The 21,558-nt window shown below is 72.1% G+C and carries 19 protein-coding genes; 11 read left to right on the forward strand and 8 right to left on the reverse strand.

Annotated features, from left to right (window positions below; genetic code table 11):
* Positions 1-33: 33 nt before the first annotated feature.
* The gene (locus tag MTP13_RS09740; protein WP_243567532.1) at positions 34-699 is read left to right on the forward strand and encodes a response regulator transcription factor; all 666 of its coding nucleotides are present in this window, start codon (positions 34-36) and stop codon (positions 697-699) included.
* A 52-nt stretch (positions 700-751) separates the two neighbouring features.
* Positions 752-2,581, forward strand: coding sequence for a sensor histidine kinase (locus tag MTP13_RS09745; RefSeq protein ID WP_243567533.1), 1,830 nt, complete (start codon positions 752-754; stop codon positions 2,579-2,581).
* A 256-nt stretch (positions 2,582-2,837) separates the two neighbouring features.
* Here MTP13_RS09745 and MTP13_RS09750 read toward each other — a convergent pair whose 3' ends face one another.
* The 3 genes from MTP13_RS09750 to MTP13_RS09760 all read right to left on the reverse strand — a co-directional run bounded on the left by MTP13_RS09750 (position 2,838) and on the right by MTP13_RS09760 (position 5,232).
* A complete protein-coding gene (locus MTP13_RS09750) occupies positions 2,838-4,340 on the reverse strand; it encodes an HNH endonuclease (RefSeq protein ID WP_243567534.1) in 1,503 nt (500 codons plus the stop codon).
* A 95-nt stretch (positions 4,341-4,435) separates the two neighbouring features.
* On the reverse strand, positions 4,436-4,777 hold the full coding sequence (locus MTP13_RS09755; protein WP_243567535.1) for an MGMT family protein: 342 nt from the start codon (positions 4,775-4,777) through the stop codon (positions 4,436-4,438).
* A 2-nt stretch (positions 4,778-4,779) separates the two neighbouring features.
* A complete protein-coding gene (locus MTP13_RS09760; protein WP_243567536.1) occupies positions 4,780-5,232 on the reverse strand; it encodes a GNAT family N-acetyltransferase in 453 nt (150 codons plus the stop codon).
* Between the two features lie 216 nt (positions 5,233-5,448).
* Between MTP13_RS09760 and MTP13_RS09765 the strand changes: the two genes are divergently transcribed.
* From MTP13_RS09765 to nagB, 9 genes are all read left to right on the forward strand, one after another.
* Positions 5,449-6,666 carry an NADP-dependent isocitrate dehydrogenase gene (locus MTP13_RS09765; RefSeq protein WP_243567537.1) on the forward strand — a complete coding sequence of 406 codons (1,218 nt, stop codon included), beginning with the start codon at positions 5,449-5,451 and terminating at the stop codon, positions 6,664-6,666.
* 185 nt (positions 6,667-6,851) lie between these two features.
* A complete protein-coding gene (locus tag MTP13_RS09770; protein ID WP_243567538.1) occupies positions 6,852-8,744 on the forward strand; it encodes a heavy metal translocating P-type ATPase in 1,893 nt (630 codons plus the stop codon).
* A gap of 82 nt (positions 8,745-8,826) precedes the next feature.
* On the forward strand, positions 8,827-10,050 hold the full coding sequence (locus MTP13_RS09775; protein ID WP_424221770.1) for an ROK family transcriptional regulator: 1,224 nt from the start codon (positions 8,827-8,829) through the stop codon (positions 10,048-10,050).
* Between the two features lie 65 nt (positions 10,051-10,115).
* On the forward strand, positions 10,116-11,381 hold the full coding sequence (locus MTP13_RS09780; RefSeq protein ID WP_243567539.1) for an extracellular solute-binding protein: 1,266 nt from the start codon (positions 10,116-10,118) through the stop codon (positions 11,379-11,381).
* Positions 11,382-11,563: 182 nt separating this feature from the next.
* Complete coding sequence (locus MTP13_RS09785) at positions 11,564-12,556, forward strand: carbohydrate ABC transporter permease (RefSeq protein ID WP_243567540.1); 993 nt, start codon at positions 11,564-11,566, stop codon at positions 12,554-12,556.
* On the forward strand, positions 12,553-13,467 hold the full coding sequence (locus MTP13_RS09790) for a carbohydrate ABC transporter permease (RefSeq protein ID WP_243567541.1): 915 nt from the start codon (positions 12,553-12,555) through the stop codon (positions 13,465-13,467). The genes MTP13_RS09785 and MTP13_RS09790 overlap by 4 nt, the downstream gene beginning before the upstream one ends.
* On the forward strand, positions 13,464-14,969 hold the full coding sequence (locus MTP13_RS09795) for a glycoside hydrolase family 3 protein (RefSeq protein WP_243567542.1): 1,506 nt from the start codon (positions 13,464-13,466) through the stop codon (positions 14,967-14,969). The genes MTP13_RS09790 and MTP13_RS09795 overlap by 4 nt, the downstream gene beginning before the upstream one ends.
* On the forward strand, positions 14,966-15,889 hold the full coding sequence (locus tag MTP13_RS09800; protein ID WP_243567543.1) for an ROK family protein: 924 nt from the start codon (positions 14,966-14,968) through the stop codon (positions 15,887-15,889). Before MTP13_RS09795 ends, MTP13_RS09800 begins: the two co-directional genes overlap by 4 nt.
* Positions 15,874-16,659, forward strand: coding sequence for a glucosamine-6-phosphate deaminase (gene nagB / locus MTP13_RS09805; RefSeq protein ID WP_243567544.1), 786 nt, complete (start codon positions 15,874-15,876; stop codon positions 16,657-16,659). Before MTP13_RS09800 ends, nagB begins: the two co-directional genes overlap by 16 nt.
* Before the next feature lie 46 nt (positions 16,660-16,705).
* On the opposite strand, the gene MTP13_RS09810 is transcribed toward nagB, so the two are convergent.
* The 5 genes from MTP13_RS09810 to MTP13_RS09830 all read right to left on the reverse strand — a co-directional run bounded on the left by MTP13_RS09810 (position 16,706) and on the right by MTP13_RS09830 (position 21,448).
* Positions 16,706-17,068: a YrdB family protein gene (locus MTP13_RS09810; RefSeq protein ID WP_243567545.1), complete on the reverse strand. Its 363-nt coding sequence runs from the start codon at positions 17,066-17,068 to the stop codon at positions 16,706-16,708.
* A 69-nt stretch (positions 17,069-17,137) separates the two neighbouring features.
* Positions 17,138-18,016, reverse strand: coding sequence for a formyltetrahydrofolate deformylase (gene purU / locus MTP13_RS09815; protein ID WP_243567546.1), 879 nt, complete (start codon positions 18,014-18,016; stop codon positions 17,138-17,140).
* A complete protein-coding gene (locus MTP13_RS18220) occupies positions 18,013-19,992 on the reverse strand; it encodes a sigma-70 family RNA polymerase sigma factor (RefSeq protein ID WP_279399719.1) in 1,980 nt (659 codons plus the stop codon). The genes purU and MTP13_RS18220 overlap by 4 nt, the downstream gene beginning before the upstream one ends.
* Positions 19,993-20,348: 356 nt before the next feature.
* Positions 20,349-20,858: an RNA polymerase sigma factor gene (locus MTP13_RS09825; protein WP_243567547.1), complete on the reverse strand. Its 510-nt coding sequence runs from the start codon at positions 20,856-20,858 to the stop codon at positions 20,349-20,351.
* A complete protein-coding gene (locus MTP13_RS09830; RefSeq protein ID WP_243567548.1) occupies positions 20,855-21,448 on the reverse strand; it encodes a hypothetical protein in 594 nt (197 codons plus the stop codon). The genes MTP13_RS09825 and MTP13_RS09830 overlap by 4 nt, the downstream gene beginning before the upstream one ends.
* Positions 21,449-21,558: the final 110 nt, after the last annotated feature.

The raw sequence follows: 21,558 nt of genomic DNA on the forward strand, positions 1-21,558 counted from the left end.
CCGCGCGCCCGAGCGCCGTCGAACGGAGGAGCAATGGGCGATTCGACCACGCCCCTGCGAGTCGTCATCGCGGACGATGCGATGCTGCTCCGCGAGGGAATTCAGAAGGTGCTCGAGGACGCCGGCATCGAGGTCGTCGCATCCGTCGGGACGGCCGACGAACTGCTCGCCGTGCTCGAGGAACTGCCGGTGGACGCCGCGGTCCTGGATATCCGGATGCCGCCGGGGCACAGCGACGAGGGCGTCGTCGCACTCGAACGGATCCGGGCGGGCGGCTCGACGATCGGCGTGCTGCTGCTGTCGATGTACGCGACGCCGGAGTACGCCTTGCGCGTGATGGGGGCCGGCAGCGGCACCGGCTACCTGCTGAAGGAGCGCGTCGCCCAGCCGCAGACGCTGGTGCGCGCCGTGGAGACCGTCGCCTCGGGTGGTTCCGTCGTCGACCCCGAGGTCGTTGAGCAGCTGGTCGGCCGCAGCCGGGTCGACGACCCCATCACCCGCCTGACCGAGCGTGAACGCTCGGTGCTCGAGCTGATGGCGCAGGGCTACTCGAACGGCGGAATCGCGCAGGCGCTCTTCCTCGGGCTGAAGACGGTCGAGACGCACGTGCGGAGCATCCTGCAGAAGCTCGGGCTCGAGGAGTCGCCCGACCACCATCGCCGCGTCCTCGCGGTGCTCGCGCTCCTCGGCGAGCGGTGACGGCGCGTCGACGCCGAGCCGGCGGCGGGATGGCGGCAGGAGTGATCGCGCGATGATGGCGCCGGGCCGGAACGGCCGCATCGTCCGTCGGGCGATCACGCTCGCGATCGCCGTCGGCTTGAGCCTGGCGATGGCGATCTCCGGATATTGGGCGACGCCGGTCGAGGCGCGTCCGGAGACCTCGTACGCGACGCTGCACGCACTCGTTCCGCTCGTGTTCGCCGCCTGCGCCGGAGTGGCGTGGGCGATCAGCGAGAGCCGCTGGCCCGCCCGTTTGATGGTCGCGTTCGTCGTGCTCTGGATCCCGCAGTCGATCTACGCCGTCATCGGCGACCTCGGTTGGCTCTGGCCGATCGTCCGCGGACTCGACTTGAGCTGGGCGGTCGTGACCGGGATCATCGTGCTCATCTATCCCCGCGGCATCCTGCGTGAGCGCTTCGACCGCTGGGTGGTGGGCATCGCCGCGGTCGCTTCGGTGGTGAATCTCTTCGCCGTGCTGCTGCTGGCCGAGCCCGGTGACGGCGTGTGCGCCTGCAACGCGCCGAACCCGTACCGTGTGGCCGCGGTGCCGGAGCTCTTCGCCGCGATCGACGTCGGCTACCGGATCATCGGCGTGGGCCTGGCGCTCGCCATCGCGGTGCGGCTGCTCTTCCGCTGGATGCGGGGCAGCGTGCCGGCGCGGACCGTCGCGTTCCTGATGCCGCTCGCCCTGCTCGCCTGGGCGACGACGCTCACCGCGCAGGCGGTGAGCTACGCAGCGGAGGCGCGGGGCGACCAGATGCTCGCGACGATCTCGCTGATCGCGATCGCCTCGATTCCCGTGAGCTTCGTCGCGGGCGTGGCGCACGCCAGGAACATGCGAGCGCGGGTCGCCGACCTGATGAGGATCACCCGGGAAGGCGCCGACCGAGGGCTCTGGGCCGAGTCGCTCGCGCGGACGCTGCGGGACGCCTCGGTGCGGGTGTACTGGTGGGATGAAGAGCGTGGGGTGTACGCCGATGCGACCGGCACGCCCATCCCAGACGGCGACGCCGATCCGCGGGGGAGCCAGAGCGTGCTCCCGGTCGCCTCGCCGCTCGGCGTGCCGATCGCGCTCATCCGGCATGACCGGGTGCTGACGGACAACATGCGCCTGCTCGACGGCGTGTCGAGCGCGCTGCGGCTCTCGGTGGACAACGGCCGCCTCCGCTCCGAGATCGAGCGCACGCTCGCGCACGTTCGCGAGTCTCGGCAGCGCATCGTCGAGGCGGGGGACGAAGCCAGGCGGCGCATTGAGCGCGACCTGCACGACGGGGCCCAACAGCAGCTCGTGTCCCTCGCCATGCGGCTGCGGCGGACGTCGGATCAGGCGCGGGATCGGGGCATTCCGGCGATCGCCGACGAGGTGGACGCGGAGATCCTGCTCCTGAACGCCGCGCTGAAAGAGCTTCGCGAGCTGGCCCAGGGCATCCATCCGAGCCTGCTCGCCCAGGGGGGACTGCCGCTGGCGCTGCCCGAGCTCGCCGGCAGGTGCTCGGTGCCGACTGAAGTGCGGGTCGATGTCGCCGGCCGGCTGCCGGAAGTCGTCGAGGCGACCGCCTACTTCGTCGTGGCGGAGGCGCTCGCGAACATCGACAAGCACGCCAGGGCAACACGAGCATGGATCGACGCGGCGTCGGACGGCGGCGAGCTCCGGCTGGGCGTCCGCGACAACGGCGCGGGAGGCGCCAGGCTCGACGCCGGAACCGGCATCGTCGGGGTCGTCGACCGTGTCGAGGCGGTCGGCGGGATCCTCGACCTCGTCAGCGAGCCGGGGCACGGCACGACTCTCGCCGTCCGGCTGCCGCTCGTCGACGGCGCGAGCGGGCCGCAGCCGCAGCCACCGCAGCCGCACCCGAGCTGACACCAGCAAACCGAGCTGACACCAGCAAACCGAGCTGACACCAGCAAACCGAGCTGACACCAGCAAACCGAGCTGACACCAGCAAACCGAGCTGACACCAGCAAACCGAGCTGACACCGGCAACCGAGCTGACACCGGCAACCGAGCCGACACCGGCAACCGAGCTGACACCAGCCACCGAGCTGACACCAGCCACCGAGCTGACACCCGCAGCGGGCCGCCGCCGCCGGCCCGCCCCTCCGCCGGGGCGGACGCCTCAGTCCGGCGCGAACGGGTCGAGCACATCTGCCGGGGTCTTCGACGGCATCGCTCGGGGGCGTTGCCGGGGATCGACCCGCGGTGGAGGGATCAGCCAGTAGTCGCTTCCTTCGCGACGGACTTCCCAGCCCTCGTTGTGGTAGCGGAGGTGGTCTCGACGGCAGAGCAGGATGCCGTCGGCGAGATCGGTGCGGCCGTCGTCGCGACGCCAGTGCGCGATGTGGTGAGCCTCGGTCCACGACGGCGGGCGGTCGCACTCGGGATCGCGGCAGCCACCGTCTCGCACCGCCATCGCCGCCTTCTGCGCGTCGCTGAACAGGCGCTCGTCGCGCCCGAGGTCGAGCACCGCCCCGCCGTCGAAGCGAACCGGGAGGTACCCCTCGCAGAGGCCGGCGGCGGCCGTTGCGAGCGGCACCCGATCGCGGTGGCCCTCGAGGGCGCCGCTGCCTCGGCCGCGCTCGAGCGATGCCGCGTTCACGATGAGATGCACCGCGGGCCGGCGCTCGCCGAGGACGCGATGCGGGTTCACCGAGGCGCCGGCGCGCAGCAGCTGCGCGAGCCCCTCGGCGGCGTTGCGCTCGCGGCTCGTGCGCGCCTCGGCGTATGCGCGCTCGCCGTGGACCGGATGACCGAACGCCCTCCGGACACGCCGATCGAGTCGGCGGGGATGGCTGAGTCGATCGAAGAGCGCCTTGACCTCGGCGCCGGCGACCGGTTCGAGTTCGAACTCACCGCGGAACATGCCCGATTCGGTCTGCCACATGCGCCAGAACTGCGCACGCCGCTGGCCCTCCGCGCGACGTTCGACGCCGGCGGGATCGAGGCGGTCGCGCAGGGAGCGCGCCGCTCGTCTCGCCTGCTCGGGGGTGCGAGTGCGGCAGGTCGCGATGAGTTCGGGGAGTGCCCGGGCGATGCGGACGAAGAGTGCTTCGGCACCCGGCTCGCCGTCGGCAGGGGAAGGGTCGTCGAGCTCGTCGATCGGACCGATGCCCCAACGGAGCGCGTCGGCGACGGCGACGGTCAGCTCGCCGCGCGCGACCGCGAGACCGATGGCCGCATGCCAGGGCGCCTCGACGGGCATGGCGGTGGCAGCGCGCGCGCCACTTCCGTCGAGCACGGCCCCGTTCGTGTCGTCTGCGTCGGCGTCGCCGTCGGGTCGGCCGGGGCCTGCCGAGGCCGCGGCCTCGGCGGCGATGCGCCCCACTTCGAGCAGCGCCTCCGCCTCGCGCTTCGTGGCCCCGGTGACGTGCTGCACGAGGGCCGTCGTCGTCGCGTGGCCGTCGCGGCGGGCGAGCCCCTGCGCGCCGAACACGGTTCGCGAGCGACGCGCCGCCTCGGCCGCGGCGAGGGCTTGGAGCCGCTCGACCTCGTGACGGAGCTCGCTCAGCGCGCGAAGGGTTTCGAGCAGCTCCTGATCGGAGCGCTCGGCCGGGTGCCAGGCCCGGGCCGCCGTGCGCACGGCTTCGCCGAGTTCAGCGAAGGGCGGGAACGCAGCGGACATGGGTCCATGCTGCGTCGAGGTGGAGCGGTCGCGAGACGGGGCGACGCGGGTTGGTGGAGGAGGAGGGCGGGTGCCGGGGTGGGGAGGATGACCGCTCAGGCTCGCCAGCGGCAGGCGGCGAGGTCGACGCGGTAGCCGTCGTCGGAGTCGACGGCGATCAGCGGCGTGCCCTCGCGTTCGTAGTGCGCACGGGCCTCCGCTCCGTGCCCGCTCGGCGGGTGCCCGCCGGCGCGGATGACCCGCCACCACGGAACGGTGCCGCCCGAGAGTGCCATGACGCGCCCGACGGCGCGAGCCCCGCGGGTGCCGAGGATCGCGGCGACGTCGCCGTAGGTGGCCACGCGGCCGGAGGGGATGTCGGCGACGACGGCGAGCACGGCGTCGGCGAAGCTGCCGAACGGCTCGCCGGGACCGGGACTCGCCGAGTCAGCGCCCACCGTCAGAGCTCGAGCGCCCCGATGACGTCGCCGTAGGCGGTCTCGCCGACGTCGGTGAAGCCGACCCGGTGGAAGAACGCCTCGGGGCCTTCGTCGCCGGGCTCCCAGAGCACGGTGATGCGGTCGAAGCCGCGCTGCTTGGCCTCTTCGGCGAGGGCGGTCGCGAGGAAGCGGCCGACGCCCTGGCCCTGCACCTCGGCGTCGACGTTGATGCGCCAGATGCAGGCGCGGAACTCCTCGTGCACGTTCTCGGGGTCGAAGTTGCCGTGGATGAACCCGACGACCCGGTCGTCGAGCAGCGCGACCCGCTGCCAGGCGGTCTCGGGGTTCACGACGGAGGCCTCGGCGGAGTAGGTGACGGGGGCGATGAACTGCTCCTGCCCGGGCTTCAGCGACAGCGTGTTGGCCGCGACGATGTTCGAGGCGGACAGGTCTTCAAGTCTCAGCGCACCCATGCGAACAGGCTAACGGCTCGCGGGCCGCGCCGGTATCCGCCTCCGGTCGCATCCTCCGCACCCCCGTGGTACCGCGGAACGACGGGGACGGATCTCTCGATGTCGAGATATTCGCGCGACACGGTAAACTGTCCGGCGGCGCGAACTCGCGCCCCGCCGGTTCTCGAGCCCGCACGACGGGCCCGCTTCCCCGCCCGCATTCAAGGAGACATCCCTTTGTCGAAGATCAAGGTTGAAGGCACCGTCGTCGAACTCGACGGCGACGAGATGACGCGCATCATCTGGCAGGCCATCAAAGACCAGCTCATCCACCCCTACCTCGATGTGAACCTCGAGTACTACGACCTCTCGATCCAGAAGCGCGACGAGACCGACGACCAGATCACGATCGACGCCGCGAACGCCATCAAGGCGCACGGCGTCGGCGTGAAGTGCGCCACCATCACCCCCGACGAGGCCCGCGTCGAGGAGTTCGGCCTGAAGAAGATGTGGCGGTCGCCGAACGGCACGATCCGCAACATCCTCGGCGGCGTGATCTTCCGCGAGCCGATCATCATCTCGAACATCCCGCGCCTGGTGCCGGGCTGGAACAAGCCGATCATCGTCGGCCGCCACGCCTTCGGCGACCAGTACCGCGCCACGGACTTCAAGTTCGAGGGCGAGGGCACGCTCACGATGACCTTCACCCCGAAGGACGGCTCGGAGCCGCAGTCGTTCGAGGTCTTCCAGGCCCCGGGCGCCGGCGTCGCGATGGGCATGTACAACCTCGACGACTCGATCCGCGACTTCGCGCGCGCTTCGCTGAACTACGGCCTCTCGCGCAACTACCCGGTCTACCTCTCGACGAAGAACACGATCCTGAAGGCCTACGACGGCCGCTTCAAGGACCTGTTCCAGGAGGTCTTCGACACCGAGTTCAAGGACGCGTTCGACGCGGCGGGCCTGACCTACGAGCACCGCCTCATCGACGACATGGTCGCCTCCTCGCTGAAGTGGGAGGGCGGCTACGTCTGGGCGTGCAAGAACTACGACGGCGACGTGCAGTCCGACACGGTCGCGCAGGGCTTCGGCTCGCTCGGCCTCATGACGAGCGTGCTCACGACGCCCGACGGCAAGATCGTCGAGGCCGAGGCGGCGCACGGCACCGTCACGCGCCACTACCGTCAGCACCAGCAGGGCAAGCCGACCTCGACGAACCCGATCGCCTCGATCTACGCCTGGACGCGCGGCCTCGCGCACCGCGGCAAGCTCGACGGCAACCAGGAGCTCATCGACTTCTCGAACACCCTCGAGGACGTCGTCGTGAAGACGGTCGAGTCGGGCGCCATGACGAAGGACCTCGCGCTCCTCGTCGGCCCGGAGCAGGAGTACCTGACGACCGAGGGCTTCCTCGACGCGATCGACGCGAACCTGAAGGCGCGCCTCGCGGCCTGATGACGCGGGCCGCGATGCGGCCGACGACGAAGGGCGGATGCTTCGGCATCCGCCCTTCGTCGTTCCGGTGAGCGGGCGCGCGGGACGGGTGCCCCGCGAGCGGAGCGGATACCGGGCGCGAACGCCGGCCGCGTCGTAGGCTTGGCCGTGACCGGCGCGGGGGAGCCGGCGGGAGGAGCGGGCTCGTGACACGGATCCTGCGCATCGCCAGGCGGTACTGGGCGGTCACCCTGACGGTGATCGTCGGGCTCACGGGGCTCGTCCTGTGGGCGGCGGGCGGCGGAGCCGCGGTGCCGTGGCTGTTCAGCGTCTACGCGCTCGCGATCGCGGCCTGGCAGGGCGTGGGCATGGTGCGCGACCTGCTCCGCGGCCACTGGGGCCTCGATGTGCTGGCGATCACGGCGATCGTCGCGACGGTGCTCGTCGGCGAGTACATCGCCGCCGTGCTGGTCGTGCTGATGCTGACCGGCGGCGAGGCGCTGGAGGACTACGCCAATCGCCGAGCGAAGCGCGAGCTCGACGCCCTGCTCACCCGGGCCCCGCAGCAGGCGCACGTGCGCCGCGACGGCGAGATCGTCGACGTGCCCGCCGACGCGGTGCGGTCGGGCGAGGTGCTGCTCATCCGGCCTTCGGAGCTCGTGCCGGTCGACGCGGTGCTGCTCTCGCCGGAGACCACGATGGACGAGTCGCAGATCACCGGCGAGAGCGTGCCGGCCGAGAAGCGCTCGGGCGACGCGGTGCTGAGCGGCTCGGTGAACGGCAGCGCCGCCGTGGAGGTGCGGGCGACCGCGACCGCGGCCGACAGCCAGTACCAGCAGATCGTCGCGCTCGTCGCCGGGGCCGCCGAGTCGAAGGCGCCGGTCGTGCGTCTCGCCGACCGCTACGCGGTGCCGTTCACGGTCTTCTCGCTCGCGCTCGGCGGGATCGCCTGGTGGGCCTCGGGCGACCCGGTGCGCTTCGCCGAGGTGCTTGTGCTCGCGACGCCCTGCCCGCTGCTCATCGCGGCGCCGGTCGCGTTCCTCGGCGGGATGAGCCGGGCTGCGAAGAACGGACTCATCGTGAAGTCCGGCGGGGTGCTCGAGCTGCTGGCGAGGGTGCGCACCGCGGTCTTCGACAAGACGGGCACGTTGACGAGCGGCGAGCCGGAGCTCGCGGAGATCCGCCCGGAGCCGGGCTTCGACGAGGGCGAACTGCTGCGGCTCGTCGCGAGCGCCGAGCAGTACTCCTCGCACGTGCTGGCCGCCGCGATGCTCCGGGCGGCCGCCGGGCGCGGCCTCGCGCTCTCCGAGGCGGATCGCGCGGGCGAGACGGCCACGAACGGCGTCGTCGCGACGATCGAGGGGCGCGAGGTCGTGGTCGGAAAGTTCCGCTTCGTCGCCGAGCACGCGCCGGACGCCCGGCGCACCGAGATCGCCGCCGGTCAGCTCGCCGTCTACGTCGCGGTCGGCGGCCGCTACGCGGGGGCGGTGCTCGCCGCGGACCACGTGCGGCCGGATGCCGAGGCCACCCTCGCCGAGCTCCGCCGCCTCGGCGTGGAGGAGACCATGATGCTGACGGGCGACGCGGAGGCGACCGCCCGGCACATCGCGGAGGAGATCGGCATCACCCGCGTGCATGCCGAGTGCCTGCCCGGCGACAAGGTGCGCGACGTGCAGGCGGTGGAGCGGCGACCCGTGATGATGGTCGGCGACGGCGTGAACGACGCCCCGGTGCTCGCCGCGGCCGACGTCGGTGTGGCGATGGGTGCGAAGGGCACCACGGCGGCGAGCGAATCGGCGAACGTGGTCGTGCTCGTCGACGAGATCTCCCGGGTGGCACGGGCCGTGCGGATCGGGCAGGATACGGTTCGGATCGCCCTGCAGAGCATCTGGCTCGGCATCCTGGTGAGCGTCGGACTGATGCTCATCGCGGCGTTCGGGGTCATCCCGGCGACGCTCGGTGCGGTGCTGCAGGAGGTCGTGGATCTCGTGGCGATCCTGGCCGCACTGCGCGCGATCGGGGGCCGGCTGGATCGGCGGGAGGCCGTGCCGAGCGGGACGCGAACGGCGGCGCCGGCGCCCGAGCCCGAGCGCCGATGAAGCGCATCACAACTCGGTAACGAGGGGTGCGCATCGGGGATTCCTCTTGCGCGAAGTTTGTTCGTAAGCTTTACTAACTTTCGTGACTGCTACGGAAGCACCTCGCGGAACGGCGCAGGCGGAGCTCGCGGGCCCCGCCACCGCCGCCGGCCCCGGCGCGCTCGCCGGTCTCTCCAGCCGGAGCCGCGCCCTTCGCCCCTCGGGCAAGGTGCTCCCCGAGCACGCGCGCAGCCACAACCGGGCGCTCGTGCTGCAGACCCTCTACACGACCGGCGCGCAGAGCCGTGCCGACCTCGCCCGCGGCACCGGTCTCACCCGCGTCACGGTCTCCGACCTCGTGGCCGAGCTGATGGGCGAGGGCCTCGTGGTCGAACTCGGGCAGCGCGAGGACGCCCGGCCGGGGAAGCCCGCGACCCTCCTCGACGTCGCTCGCAGCGCGTTCCGCATCGTCGGGATCGACGTCTCCGGCCACCGCGTCGTCCGCGGCGCCGTGCTCGACCTCTCCGGCACGATCCTCGAGCGCGCCGAGTCGCCGCTCGGGGGCGCGACGGGGGAGCGGGCCTTCGAGCTCGTCGCCGAGCTCGCCGCCCGTCTCGTCGGACTCGCCACCGCACCCGTGCTCGGCGTCGGCATCGGCACCCCCGGTGTGGTCGACCCCCGCGGCACGGTGCGCTCGGCCCCAAACCTCGGCTGGGCCGACCTCCCGCTCCAGGCGCGGCTCTCCGCCCGCCTCGGCCTGGCGGTGCACGCCACCAACGACGCCAACGCCGCCGTGCTCGCCGAGCATGGCGCCGCCGAAGCCGACGACCTCATGCTGGTGAAGATCGGGCACGGCGTCGGTGCCGGGCTCATCGTCGGCGGGCGCCTCGTCACCGGATCGGGATTCGCCTCCGGTGAGATCGGGCACGTGGTCGTCGGCACCGACGGCGGCCCCCGCTGCGTCTGCGGCCGCGACGGCTGCCTCGAGGCCTGGCTGTCCGTGCCCCGCCTCACCGAACAGCTCGACGCCCTCGGCGCCGACGCCGACGAGGCGGCCCGAGACGACGTCCTCGCCGAGGCCGGCCGTCGGCTCGGCATCGTCCTCGCGCCCGTCGTGGGCGCCCTCGATCTGCCGGAGATCGTGCTCAGCGGTCCGGCTCACCTGCTCGACGGGCCGCTCATCGCGGCGGCCCTCGAAACGCTCCGGAAGCGGACGATGGCGGAACAGACCCGCGATCTGAGGCTCCGGATGACCGCGCACGGGCAGGACATCGTCCTGCACGGCACGGCCGTCATGGTCCTGTCCGGAGAACTCGGGGTCTCGTAGACGAGCCCTCGCCCTGAGAGAACAGCGTCCTGCTGCTCCTTCACCCCCAGAAAGGAAACAACGCAATGCGGAAACTCGGCATCGTGGCCCTCGGCGCCGCTGCTGCGCTCACCCTCGCCGGCTGTGCCTCGGGAGACACCGGCGGCGGTTCCGACGAGAACGCCACCATCCGCGTGTGGCTCGTCGGCACCGACACGCCCGACACGGCTCGCGACTACCTGGTGAAGACCTTCGAAGAGGAGCACCCCGGCTCGAAGCTCGTCATCGAGGAGCAGGCCTGGGACGGCCTCGTCGACCGCCTCACCACGAGCCTCTCCGGCTCGGACAGCCCCGACGTGGTCGAGGTCGGCAACACGCAGGCCTCCGCCTTCACCTCGGCGGGCGCGTTCCTCGACCTCACCGACCAGTACGAGGACCTCGGCGGCGACGACCTGCTGCCCGGCTTCGTCGAGGCCGGCACCTACGACGGCAAGTTCTACGCCGCCCCGCTCTACTCGGGCTCGCGCCTCGTGTTCTACAAGAAGGACGCCATGGAGGCGGCCGGCCAGACCGTGCCGACCACGCTCGACGAGTACGTCGCCACCGGCGCGGCCCTCGCGAAGGCGAACCCCGGCAAGTCGGGCATCTGGTGGCCCGGTCAGGACTGGCGCAACGCGCTCCCCTTCATCTGGGAGAACGGCGGCGAGGTCGCGGTCCCGGACGGCGACAAGTGGGACGCGCAGCTGAGCTCGCCCGAGTCGGTCAAGGGCCTCGAAGAGGTCCAGCAGGCCATGGCCACCGCCTCGGTCGCGCCGAAGGACGCGAACGAGACCAGCCCTGAGGTCGGCTTCTGCGACGGCACCACGCTGCAGCTCTCGGCCCCGAGCTGGGTCAAGTTCTCGATCCTCGCTCCGGTCGACGCCGAGGCGCCCGGCTGCCCCGACCAGGAGGCCAACCTCGGCGTCTACGCCCTCCCGGGCAAGGACGGCGGCGCGGCGCAGGTCTTCGCCGGCGGCTCGAACATCGGCGTCTCGGCCAAGTCGGCTCACCCCGAGCTCGCGGTCGACGCGCTGAAGATCATCCTCTCGGACGAGTTCCAGACGATCTACGCCGAGGGCGGCCTGGTTCCGGCCAAGCTCTCCCTGGCCGACAAGCTCGGCACCGACGAGGTCGCGCAGGCGATCGCCGCCGCGGCCGGCAACGCGAAGCTCACGCCGGCCTCGCCGCGCTGGGCCGACGTCGAGGCCGCGCGCATCCTCGAGGACCTCTTCGTGAACATCGCCCAGGGCGGCGACGTGAAGAGCCTCGCCGAGGAGGCGGACAAGCAGATCGAGGACATCCTCAACAGCTAGTCGGCTCCCCACCGACGAAGCGAGTCGGTACCCGCCGACTGCGCGGTGCCGCGGGCTCCATTCCTCCGCGGCACCGCACCCGACCGGGGTCGGCGACGACCACACACGTCGCCGGCCCCGTTCCCCGGGGGCGAGACCCGAACCCGCCCCCGGACTTCCCTCGATCTTTCAGGAGTACCAGCATGACCACGGTCGATCAGGACCTCGAGCCGGCCGCCCCGAGCGCCGTCGAGGGCGAACGGCTCATCGCACCGGGCGGGGGCAAGCCGCAGCGTCGCGGCCGTCGCACCGCCGGCTTCACCCCCTACGCGCTCATCACGCCGGCCATCATCGTGCTGGCGGCGATCGTCGGCTGGCCGCTCGTCCAGCTGATCATCACGTCCTTCCAGGAGTTCGGCCGGGCCCAGGTCTTCGGCGCCCCGCCGAGCTGGGTCTGGTTCGACAACTACATCGACGTCTTCACCGATCCGGTCTTCTACGGCGTGCTCGGCCGCACCCTCCTGTTCGCCGGCGCGTGCGTGCTGGTGACGATGGTGCTGAGCACGCTCATCGCCCTCATGCTCGTGCGCCTGCCCAAGGGCTTCCGCATGCTCCTCACCGTGGGCATGCTCCTCGCCTGGGCGATGCCGGCCCTCACCGCCACCATCGTGTGGGGCTGGATGTTCGACACGGCGTACGGCGTCATCAACTACGCCCTCGTGAACTGGTTCGGCCTCGCCGAGTTCGATCAGCACCAGTGGCTCATCAACCCGCTGAGCTTCTTCATGGTCGCGGGCATCATCGTCGTCTGGGGCGCCGTGCCGTTCGCGGCGTTCACCCTCTACGCGGGCCTCACGCAGGTGCCCGGCGAGGTGCTCGAGGCCGCCCAGCTCGACGGCGCAGGCGGCTTCGCCCGGTTCCGGCTGATCATCTTCCCCTACTTGAAGCCGATCTTCATGATCGTCACGATGCTGCAGGTGATCTGGGACCTCAAGGTGTTCACGCAGATCTTCGCGCTGCAGGACATCGGCGGCATCCGCGCCCAGACCAACACGCTCGGCGTGTACATCTACCAGACCTCGATCGCCGGCGGCGACTTCGGCCACGGCGGTGCGATCGCCGTCATCACCGCGGTCCTGCTGATGGCGATCTCCATCTACTACATCCGTCAGGTACTCAAGGAGGAGGAGCTGTGAGCGCCGCCGTCACCCCGACCACCCGCGCGGTCACCGCGCCCGGCTCGCTCGATCGCGCCCGGCGCGGCGGCGGCCGCCGCCGGGTCACGACGTGGCTGCTCTCGGCGCTCTCCGTCGTGCTGTTCGTGCTGTTCGTGTTCCCCGTGTACTGGATGGTGAACACCTCCTTCCAGCCGAACAACGACGTGCGCGGCTCCGACGTGCACTTCTTCCCGGACAACTTCACGCTCCGCAACTACGAGACGGTCATCTTCGACCCGGGCCGCACGCCCTTCCTCCCCGCGGCGGCGAACTCGCTCGTCGTCACGCTGCTGACGGTGATCATCGCGCTCGTCTTCGCCTTTCTCGCCTCGGTCGCCGTCACCCGGTTCCGCTTCAAGAGCCGCCGGGCGTTCATCCTGACGATCCTCGTCATCCAGATGATCCCCGGCGAGGCGATGATCGTCTCCGTGTTCCGCGTCATCGACGGCTGGCAGCTGCTGAACACGATCGCGGGCCTCACGATCGTGTACATCGCGACCGTGCTGCCGTTCACCATCTGGACGCTGCGCGGCTTCGTGAACGGCGTGCCCGTCGAACTCGAGGAGGCCGCCATGATCGACGGCTGTTCGAGAGCCGGCGCCTTCTGGCGGGTCACCTTCCCGCTGCTCGCCCCCGGCCTCATCGCGACCGGCGTCTTCGGCTTCATCCAGGCGTGGAACGAGTTCATCATGGCGCTCGTGCTGAACGCCCGCCCGGAGATGATGACGCTGCCCGTGTGGCTGCGCACCTTCCTCGTCGCGAACGGCACCACGAACTGGGCCGGCATCATGGCCGGTTCGACGCTGATGGCGATCCCCGTCATCGTCTTCTTCCTCATCGTGCAGGGGCGGATGACGAGCGGACTCGTGAGCGGAGCCGTCAAGGGATGAGCGAGCAGATCCGACCCGACGCGGCCGAGACGCTGCGCCGGGACATCCTGACGACCCTGCTTCCGGGCTTCGACGGACCCGTGGCGCCCGAGTGGCTGCTGCGCCGGCTCCGCGACGGGCTCGGCGGCGTGTGCCTCTTCGGCATGAACGTCGACGGCCCGGAGCAGCTGGCCGCGTTGAACGCCTCGCTCCGCGAGGCGAACCCCGCCGCCGTGATCGCGATCGACGAGGAGGGCGGCGACGTCACCCGCCTCTTCTACGACCGCGGGGCGCCCTACCCTGGCAACGCCCTGCTCGGCCGGCTCGACGACGTCGCCCTCACCGAGGGGGTCGCCCGGGCGGTCGGCGAGGCGCTCGCCGCGACCGGCTGCACGCTCGCCTTCGCCCCGGACGCCGACGCGAACTCCGATCCGGATAACCCGGTCATCGGCGTGCGCAGCTTCGGCAGCGACCCCGAGCTCGTCGCCAGGCACACCGCGGCGTGGGTGCGCGGCATCCAGTCCACGGGCGTCGCCGCCAGCGCGAAGCACTTCCCGGGGCACGGCGACACCGCGACGGACTCGCACCTCGCGCTGCCCGTCGTCGACGTCGACCTCGAGACGCTGCGCTCGCGCGAGCTCGTGCCGTTCCGGGCGGCCGTGGCCGCGGGCACCGCGACGATCATGACGAGCCACATCCTGCTCCCGCAGCTCGATGCGGAGAACCCGGCCACCCTCTCCCCGCACATCCTGCATCGCCTGCTCCGCGGGGAGCTGGGCTTCGAGGGCGTCATCGTGACCGATGCCCTCGACATGCAGGGGGCGAGCGGCGTGCACGGCATCCCGGAGGCGGCCGTGCGCGCCCTCGCCGCCGGCTGCGACCTGCTCTGCATCGGCTCGGACAACGACGACGCCGAGCTGGAGTCGATCGTCGTCGCGGTCGAGGCCGCGGTCGCCGAGGGACGAGTCGGCGCCGATCGGATCGCCGAGGCCGCGGCCCGAGTGCGGGCCCTCGCCGAGCTGCCGCTCGCCGTCGAGGCGGTGGCCGGGCGGATGCCCGAGCCGAGCGAGCTCGTGCCGGCGTTCGAGATCTCGGCGGCCGCTGCGGCGGTGCTCGCCGGCGGGGTGGGGACCGTGGTGCGCGTCGAGACCGAGGCGAACATCGCCATCGGCGAGGCGCCGTGGGGCGTGTTCGCCGCGGAGGCCGAGGCGGCGCGGCCGGGCTGGGTCAGCCTCGCCCGACGCGAACGGCTCGCCGACGGCGAAGCCGAGCCGGACTGGGCGGCGCTCCCCGGGCCCGTGCTCGTCATCGGCAAGGATCTGCACCGGCACGACTTCGCCCGCCGGGCGATCGACGCGCTGCGGGCCCTGCGGCCCGACGTCGTCGCCCTCGACATGGGCTGGCCGTCGGACGACCGGCGCTACGCAGACGTCGCCACCTTCGGGGCTTCGCGCCTCGTCGGCGACGCCGTGATCGGGCTCGTCGAGGAGGCGGGCCGGGCGACGCCCGCGAGCTTCGCGTGAGGCTCGGCATCGACATCGGCGGCACGAAGACCGCCGCCATCGCCCTGGATGAGGCGGACGCGCTCAGCGAGATGCTGCGCATCCCGACCGCGATCGGCGCGGAGGGCGTCCTCGAGACGGCCGTCGCGACCGCGGAACGGATGCGGGAGCTCGCGGGCGCCCCCGTCGGCGGCTTCAGCTCGATCGGCATCGGCATCCCCGGCACGGTCGACACGAGCACCGGCCGGGTCGCGCACGCGGTCAACCTCGGTGTCGAGGGGCTCGACCTGGGACCGCGTCTGAGCGACCGGCTGGGCGTGGAGGTCCGCGTCGAGAACGATGTGAAGGCGGCAGCCCTCGGCGCGCAGCACCTGCTCGCGGCGAGCGGCGAGGCGCCGCGCTCCATGGCCTACGTGAACCTCGGCACGGGGCTCGCCGCCGGCATCCTCCAGGACGGCGTGCTGCTGCGCGGCGCGAGCGGCGTCGCAGGCGAGGTCGGGCACGTCCCGGTCGACCCGGGCGGGGTTCGCTGCGCCTGCGGGCAGCGCGGATGCCTCGAGACCGCCGCGTCGGGATCCGCCATCGCGAGGATGTGGCCGAGCCGGCATCCGCTGCCCGCGCTGGAGCTCTTCGACGCCGCCGACGCCGGCGACGAGCGCGCACTGGAGGTGCGCGATCGCTTCCTCTCGGGCGTCGCGGCGACCGTTCGAACCCTCGTGCTGACCGCGGACGTGGAGCAACTCGTCATCGGCGGCGGGCTCGCCGCGCTCGGTGGCCGACTCGAGGCGGGCGTGCACCGTATCCTGGGGGAGTGGTCCGCCGAATCGGCGTTCCTCGACTCTCTGGACCTCGCCCGACGGGTGCGGGTCATCCCCCTCGGATTCCCCGCGGCCGCTGTCGGCGCCGCGCTCGTAGGAGAACAGCTATGGCCGAAGTCGTGATCGTCTCCGACCAGGACGCCGCGGGCGCCCTGGTCGCCGATGCCATCGTGCAGCTCATCCGTCGCACGCCCGACGCGGTGCTCGGGCTCGCGACCGGCTCGACCCCGCTCGCCACCTACCGGGCCCTCGCGGCGCGCATCGAGGCCGACGGTCTCGACGTGCGCGGCGTGCGCGGCTTCGCGCTCGACGAGTACGTCGGGCTGCCCGCCGGCCACCCCGAAAGCTACCGAGCGGTGATCACGCGAGAGGTCGTCGAGCCGCTCGGGCTCACCCCGGAGCTCGTGCGCGTGCCCAACGGCGACCCGGCCGAGGTGCAGCACGCCGGCGCGGACTACGAGGCGGCGATCACGGCCTCGGGCGGCGTGGACCTGCAGATCCTCGGCATCGGCCGCACGGGGCACATCGGCTTCAACGAGCCGGGATCGTCCCTGGCCTCCCTCACCCGCGTGAAGACGCTCACCGAGCCGACGCGGGCCGACAACGCCCGCTTCTTCGACTCGCCCGACGACGTGCCCATGCACTGCATCACGCAGGGCATCGGCACGATCCTGCGCGCGAAGCACCTCGTCCTCCTCGCCTTCGGCGAGGCCAAGGCCGACGCGGTCGCCGCAGCGGTCGAGGGGCCGGTCTCGGCGAGCCAGCCCGGTTCGGCGATCCAGCTGCACCCGCACGCCACCGTCGTGGTCGACGAGGCGGCGGCGTCGAAGCTGCAGCAGACGGCGTACTACCGGCACGCCTGGGCGAACAAGCCGGCCTGGCAGGGCATCTAACCGCGGGCGGTCAGCCTCGCGCCTTCGTGCGCCCGGTGCGCCCGGCTCAGGCGCTGAACTCCCGGCGGCCGTTGATCACGCCGCTCACGGCCGCGACGACGGCGAACACGATCGCGACGATCGGCTGTCCCATCACCCACCAGGCGATCGCGGCGGAGGAGAACACGGCGATCTCGACGAGCGCCTTCACGAACGGATCGACCGCGAACACCGCCTTGGGCGACCGGAACAGCGCCCAGAGCAGGATCGCGAAGAGCGGGGCGCCGATGCCGATCAGCACACCGGGCCAGGGAAGCGGGAACGCGGTGAAGCCGAAGATGCCGAGCGTGACGATCGCGAAGAGCTCGAGGACGAAGCGGAGCAGGTCGTTGAAGCCGATCTTCGGTTGGGCGGTGCTGGGGGCGTTCACGACGTTCAAGCCTAGTCGCGCCACGAGGCATCCGCGGCCAGTCCGGCCGGACTCCTGCGGCGCGCGAGCTCAGCGGAAGATGATCGTGCGCGCCCCGTCGGCGAGCACGCGACGCTCCGCGAACCACTTGACCGCCTGGCTGAGCGTGCGGCTCTCCTCGTCCTGACCGATCGCGACGAGTTCGGCCACCGAGCGCGAGTGGTCGACGCGCACGACGTTCTGCTCGATGATGGGCCCCTCGTCGAGGTCGCTCGTCACGAAGTGCGCCGTCGCGCCGATGAGCTTCACGCCGCGCGCGTGCGCCTGCCGGTAGGGGTTCGCGCCCTTGAAGCCGGGCAGGAAGGAGTGGTGGATGTTGATGCAACGGCCGGCGAGCGCCTCGCAGAGCTCGGGCGAGAGGATCTGCATGTAGCGGGCGAGCACCACGAGCTCGATGTCGTGCTGGTCGATCGCCTCGAGCACCCGCCGCTCGAACGCCGCCTTCTCCTCGGCGTTCGTGACGGCGAGGGACTCGAACGGCACCCCGTAGAAGTCGACGAGGTCGCGCAGCGTGCCGTGGTTCGAGAGCACGAGGGGGATGTCGACCGGCAGCTGCCCGGCGCGCTGTCGGAACAGTAGATCGTTCACGCAGTGCCCGGCCGTGGAGGCGAGCACGAGCGTACGGAGCGGGCGCGCGACCTCGTCGAGGTGCCACTCCATGCCGTAGCGCTCGGTGACGGGCAGGATGGCGCCCTCGAACTCCGCGCGGTCCGCATGCGACTCGACCTGCAGCCGCATGAAGAAGCGGCCCGTGTCGAGGCTCGCGAACTGCTGGCTCTCGGTGATGTTGCCGCGCGCCGCGACGATCGCCCCGCTCACCGCATGCACGATGCCCGGTCCGTCGACGCAGACGAGGGTCAGCACCCAGTGGTGCAAGTGCGCGGGGGCGAGGTCGGCGGCGGAGGTCATCCCGCCAGAGTACCGGGTTCGACGGGGCCGACCGCCCCGTCGGCGAGCTCGTCGGCGGCCGCGTCGGGCAGGGCGACGCCCGCCAGGAGACCGCCCTCCTCGCCCCAGGAACGCAGGCCCGGCACGAACGGGCCGGTTCGCTCGCCGACGGCGTAGCGCACGCCGATGCTCGAGGGGTCGCGGACCTCGCCGACATAGCCCCGCTCGGACCAGCCGCCCTCGCCGAGCTGCAGGCGATCGACCACGCGCCCGTCGGCGAGGAGCTCGATGGTCGCCTCGGGGACGCCGTTGAAGAGGCCGTACCACGCCGTGTCGAAGACCCCGCCGTAGTAGAGCGCGGGCGCCTGGAGGGTGATCGGCACCTCGGTGGGATCCGAGACGTTGCCCGCGACGTCGCGCTGCACGACCGCCACCCGGCTGTCGCCGGCCGGCAGGGTGAGGAGCTCGATCGTCCAGCTCCCGTCGGTCGCGGCCACGGCGCTCACCGAGCCGTCGACGGCGGATGCCTCGGCACCGTCGCCGCTCGCGGCGAACACCGTCGCCACGTCCTGGCGCAGGGGAGTCGCCGTGACCGTCGCGCCCGGCTCGGCAGTGCCGCGCAGGCGGGGGAAGACGAGGCCTCCCGCCGTGTCGACGTCTCGGTCGACCGTCGGCGGCAGCGCGACCGTGTCCGTCGGGGTCGGGGTCGGCGTCGGCGTCGGCGTCGGGGTCGGGGTGGGCTTCGGGGTGGGCTTCGGGGTCGGCTTCGTCGCGGGTGCGGCCGGTTCGGCCGGGGCCGGGGCCGGCTCGACGGTCGGGGGGTCGTTGGAGGGCGGCGGCTGCACGGTCGGCGGGGTGACCGGCGGAGCCACGGGCGGGGCGACGACGGGCGGTGCCACGGGGACGTCGTCGGTGCCGGCCGCGGGCGCTTCGACGGCCGGCGCTTCGGCGACGAGCTGCTCCTCGGGGGTGCCGGCCGTGAGTCCGGGCAGCACGACGGCCGCCGCGACGACCGCGGAGACGAGCACGAGCGCACCGACGCCGGCACCGACCGCGAGGCCGGCGCCGCCGACCCCGCCGGCGGTCCCACCGGCCGCGGCGCCTCCGGCGCCGGCTCCACCCACTCCACCGGCGCCGCCAGCGCCCGCGGCTCCGCTCGCGACTCCGGCGGCGAGCCCGGCGCCGCCGACGCCCATGGCGACGTCGACGACGGGCGTGTGCTGCTGCAGCCACGCGGAGTACGCGGTGGCGCCGCCGATGCCGGCCGCGAGCGGCAGCAGCACCAGTGCCAGCCGGGATCCGACCTCCTTCGCCTCCGCGGCGACGATCGTGCACTTCGCGCAGTCGTCGAGGTGCCGCTCGAGCCGAGCGGTGTCGCGCTTGCCGAGCTTGCCGCGGGCGTAGCCGCCGAGATGGTCGATGGTCCAGCGGCACTCGGGCTCACTGGCCGACTTCAGGTGCGCACGGATCCAGGCCTGCCGCAGCCCTTCGCGCGCGCGGTAGGCCAGCGCCGCCGTCGAGTTCGCGCTCATGCCGACGAGCGGGGCGATCTGCGCGGGCGTCATCTGCTCGACCTCGGAGTACCAGAGCACCTCCTGCCACCGCGTCGGCAGCGAGCGGAACGCCTGCGCCGTCGTACTGCGGTCCAGGGCGTCGAGGGTCGACTGCTCGTTCGACTCCGGATCCTCGAAGGACTCGAGGGTCTCGAGGTTCGTCTCCTGGCGGGCTCGACCCCAGCCGGCCGCCGTGTTGCGGATGGTCGTGAAGAGGTACGGGCGGAACGCGCCGCGCGGACCGCCGCCGGCGAGGATCGCATCGTAGATCTTCGTGAAGGACTCGGAGACGAGGTCGTCCGGGTCGAGGCTGCTGTACGAGCGCGCCACCGTGCGGCCGGAGGCGGCGTGCCGTTGCCACAGCTCGGCGTACGCGGCCGAGTCGCCCTGCCTCGTCTGGTCGACGAGCTCGAGGTCCGAGACCTCGCTCACGGCGTTCCGCATCGTCATCCTCTTCCCGGGCGCATCGCATGCAGGCCCGATCGAGAGACGGTGAAGCAGCCGCGTCATGACGCGGAAAATGATCGGGTCACAGCATTTCAGCAGATTTCTCTGGAAATCGCGTCATGATCGCGTCCAGACCGCATCTGTTCAGCGAAGGCATCCGCACGGATCGCGGCGCCTGGAGACCCGAACTCCGGCGAGATCCGTCCCGAGCGGAGGCTCTGAACCGGGCGGGGGAAGCCCGGTTCGGCACCCGGCCGGGCTTCGGAGGCGATGGGGAACACGCCTCCGAACCCGGTCCACCGGGCCCTGGGTCCCTGAGCTCGTCGAATGGGACGCGGCGCGCTTCGACAGGCTCAGCGCACTCGTCCGTGCTCGGTAAGCGCCGCCTGCAGGGCTGCGCGGGCCGACGCGTACCTGCCGCGCGCGGTGGACGGGTTCACGCCGAGCAGCGCCGCCGCATCCGCGATCGAGAACCCGTCCCAGTGCACCAGCCGCACGAGCTCGGCGTGCTCGGGAGGCAGCGCCGCGATCGCCGCGGCCACGTCGAGCCGCACCTCGACCTCTTCGGGCGGCGCAGCCTGAAGCTCGACGTGCAAGCGCTGCACCGCCGCGCTGCCCCGACGTCGGGAACGGTTCGTGTTCAGCATCACCTTGCGCAGCACGCCGAACAGGTACATCCGAGCCGCGAGCGGCTCCGTGGGCAGCTTGGCGCTGCGTCGCCACACGATCTCGAGGGCGTCGCCGAGCGCATCGGCGGCGTCGCCACGGTCGACGGCGCGGCGTTCGGCGTAGGCGAGCAGATCGTCGAGGTTGGCGGCGATCGCCGCTTCGACGTGGCCGTCGCGAGTTGCGCGGCGGCTCACCGGCCTGCCCGCTCGCACGTGACCGAGCTGGCGACGTCGACCCGCACGATGCCGCGCTCGGCGAACGCCAGGCCGAGCGCGTCGTTCAGCGTCTCGGAGACCGTCCAGTCCTCGAAGTCGCCCGCGTCGAGCGCGAGCCATGGCGATGCCGGGTCGGCGGCCTGGAGCTCGGCACGCTGGGAGGCGACGAGTTCGGCGATGCGGGCCGGGGTGAGATCGAGCCGGTCGGCGGCGGACATCGCCGTCTCGTACACCTCAGCCTCGGAGTGCACGAGGCCGTGCTGCTTCTGCTGATACGTGAGCCGGAACGCGGCCGTGCACGCCTCGCCCTCCGTGCTCAGGTAGCTGATCGTGCGGTCGGGCGTCCAACCCAACCACTGCCGCACCTCCGGTGAAGCCGCCGCCGCGCCGGCGCTCGCGACGACGAGGAGTCCGCTCAGCCCGGCGGTCAGCGCCCAGCCGCGTCGCCGACGGCGCGTCACGCGGGCCTCCGCGCCCACCGCGCTCAACGCCTCGCGCAGCCGCGCGGTTCGTCCGGCGATCGGCGGCGCGCTCTCCCGGAGCAGCGAATCGAGCCGTGCGTCATCCATGTGTCCATCCTCACGTCGTCTCGGACCGTCACTTGGACATGTCCGCACGACCGCGGAATGTCCGCGACGGGTCGAGATCGAGCCGGTCGAGCCGGGAGACGGCAGGAGGG

The sequence above is a fragment of the Agromyces soli genome (assembly GCF_022811605.1).
GTDB classification, from domain to species: domain Bacteria; phylum Actinomycetota; class Actinomycetes; order Actinomycetales; family Microbacteriaceae; genus Agromyces; species Agromyces soli.

What these genes read in the sequence shown, in the direction of transcription:
- MTP13_RS09740 (WP_243567532.1), top strand. Translation starts at nt 34, where the DNA reads ATGGGCGATTCGACCACGCCCCTGCGAGTCGTCATCGCGGACGATGCG.
- MTP13_RS09745 (WP_243567533.1), top strand. Translation starts at nt 752, where the DNA reads ATGATGGCGCCGGGCCGGAACGGCCGCATCGTCCGTCGGGCGATCACG.
- MTP13_RS09750 (WP_243567534.1), bottom strand. Translation starts at nt 4,340, where the DNA reads ATGTCCGCTGCGTTCCCGCCCTTCGCTGAACTCGGCGAAGCCGTGCGC.
- MTP13_RS09760 (WP_243567536.1), bottom strand. Translation starts at nt 5,232, where the DNA reads ATGGGTGCGCTGAGACTTGAAGACCTGTCCGCCTCGAACATCGTCGCG.
- MTP13_RS09780 (WP_243567539.1), top strand. Translation starts at nt 10,116, where the DNA reads ATGCGGAAACTCGGCATCGTGGCCCTCGGCGCCGCTGCTGCGCTCACC.
- MTP13_RS09785 (WP_243567540.1), top strand. Translation starts at nt 11,564, where the DNA reads ATGACCACGGTCGATCAGGACCTCGAGCCGGCCGCCCCGAGCGCCGTC.
- MTP13_RS09795 (WP_243567542.1), top strand. Translation starts at nt 13,464, where the DNA reads ATGAGCGAGCAGATCCGACCCGACGCGGCCGAGACGCTGCGCCGGGAC.
- nagB (WP_243567544.1), top strand. Translation starts at nt 15,874, where the DNA reads ATGGCCGAAGTCGTGATCGTCTCCGACCAGGACGCCGCGGGCGCCCTG.
- purU (WP_243567546.1), bottom strand. Translation starts at nt 18,016, where the DNA reads ATGACCTCCGCCGCCGACCTCGCCCCCGCGCACTTGCACCACTGGGTG.
- MTP13_RS18220 (WP_279399719.1), bottom strand. Translation starts at nt 19,992, where the DNA reads ATGCGGAACGCCGTGAGCGAGGTCTCGGACCTCGAGCTCGTCGACCAG.
- MTP13_RS09830 (WP_243567548.1), bottom strand. Translation starts at nt 21,448, where the DNA reads ATGGATGACGCACGGCTCGATTCGCTGCTCCGGGAGAGCGCGCCGCCG.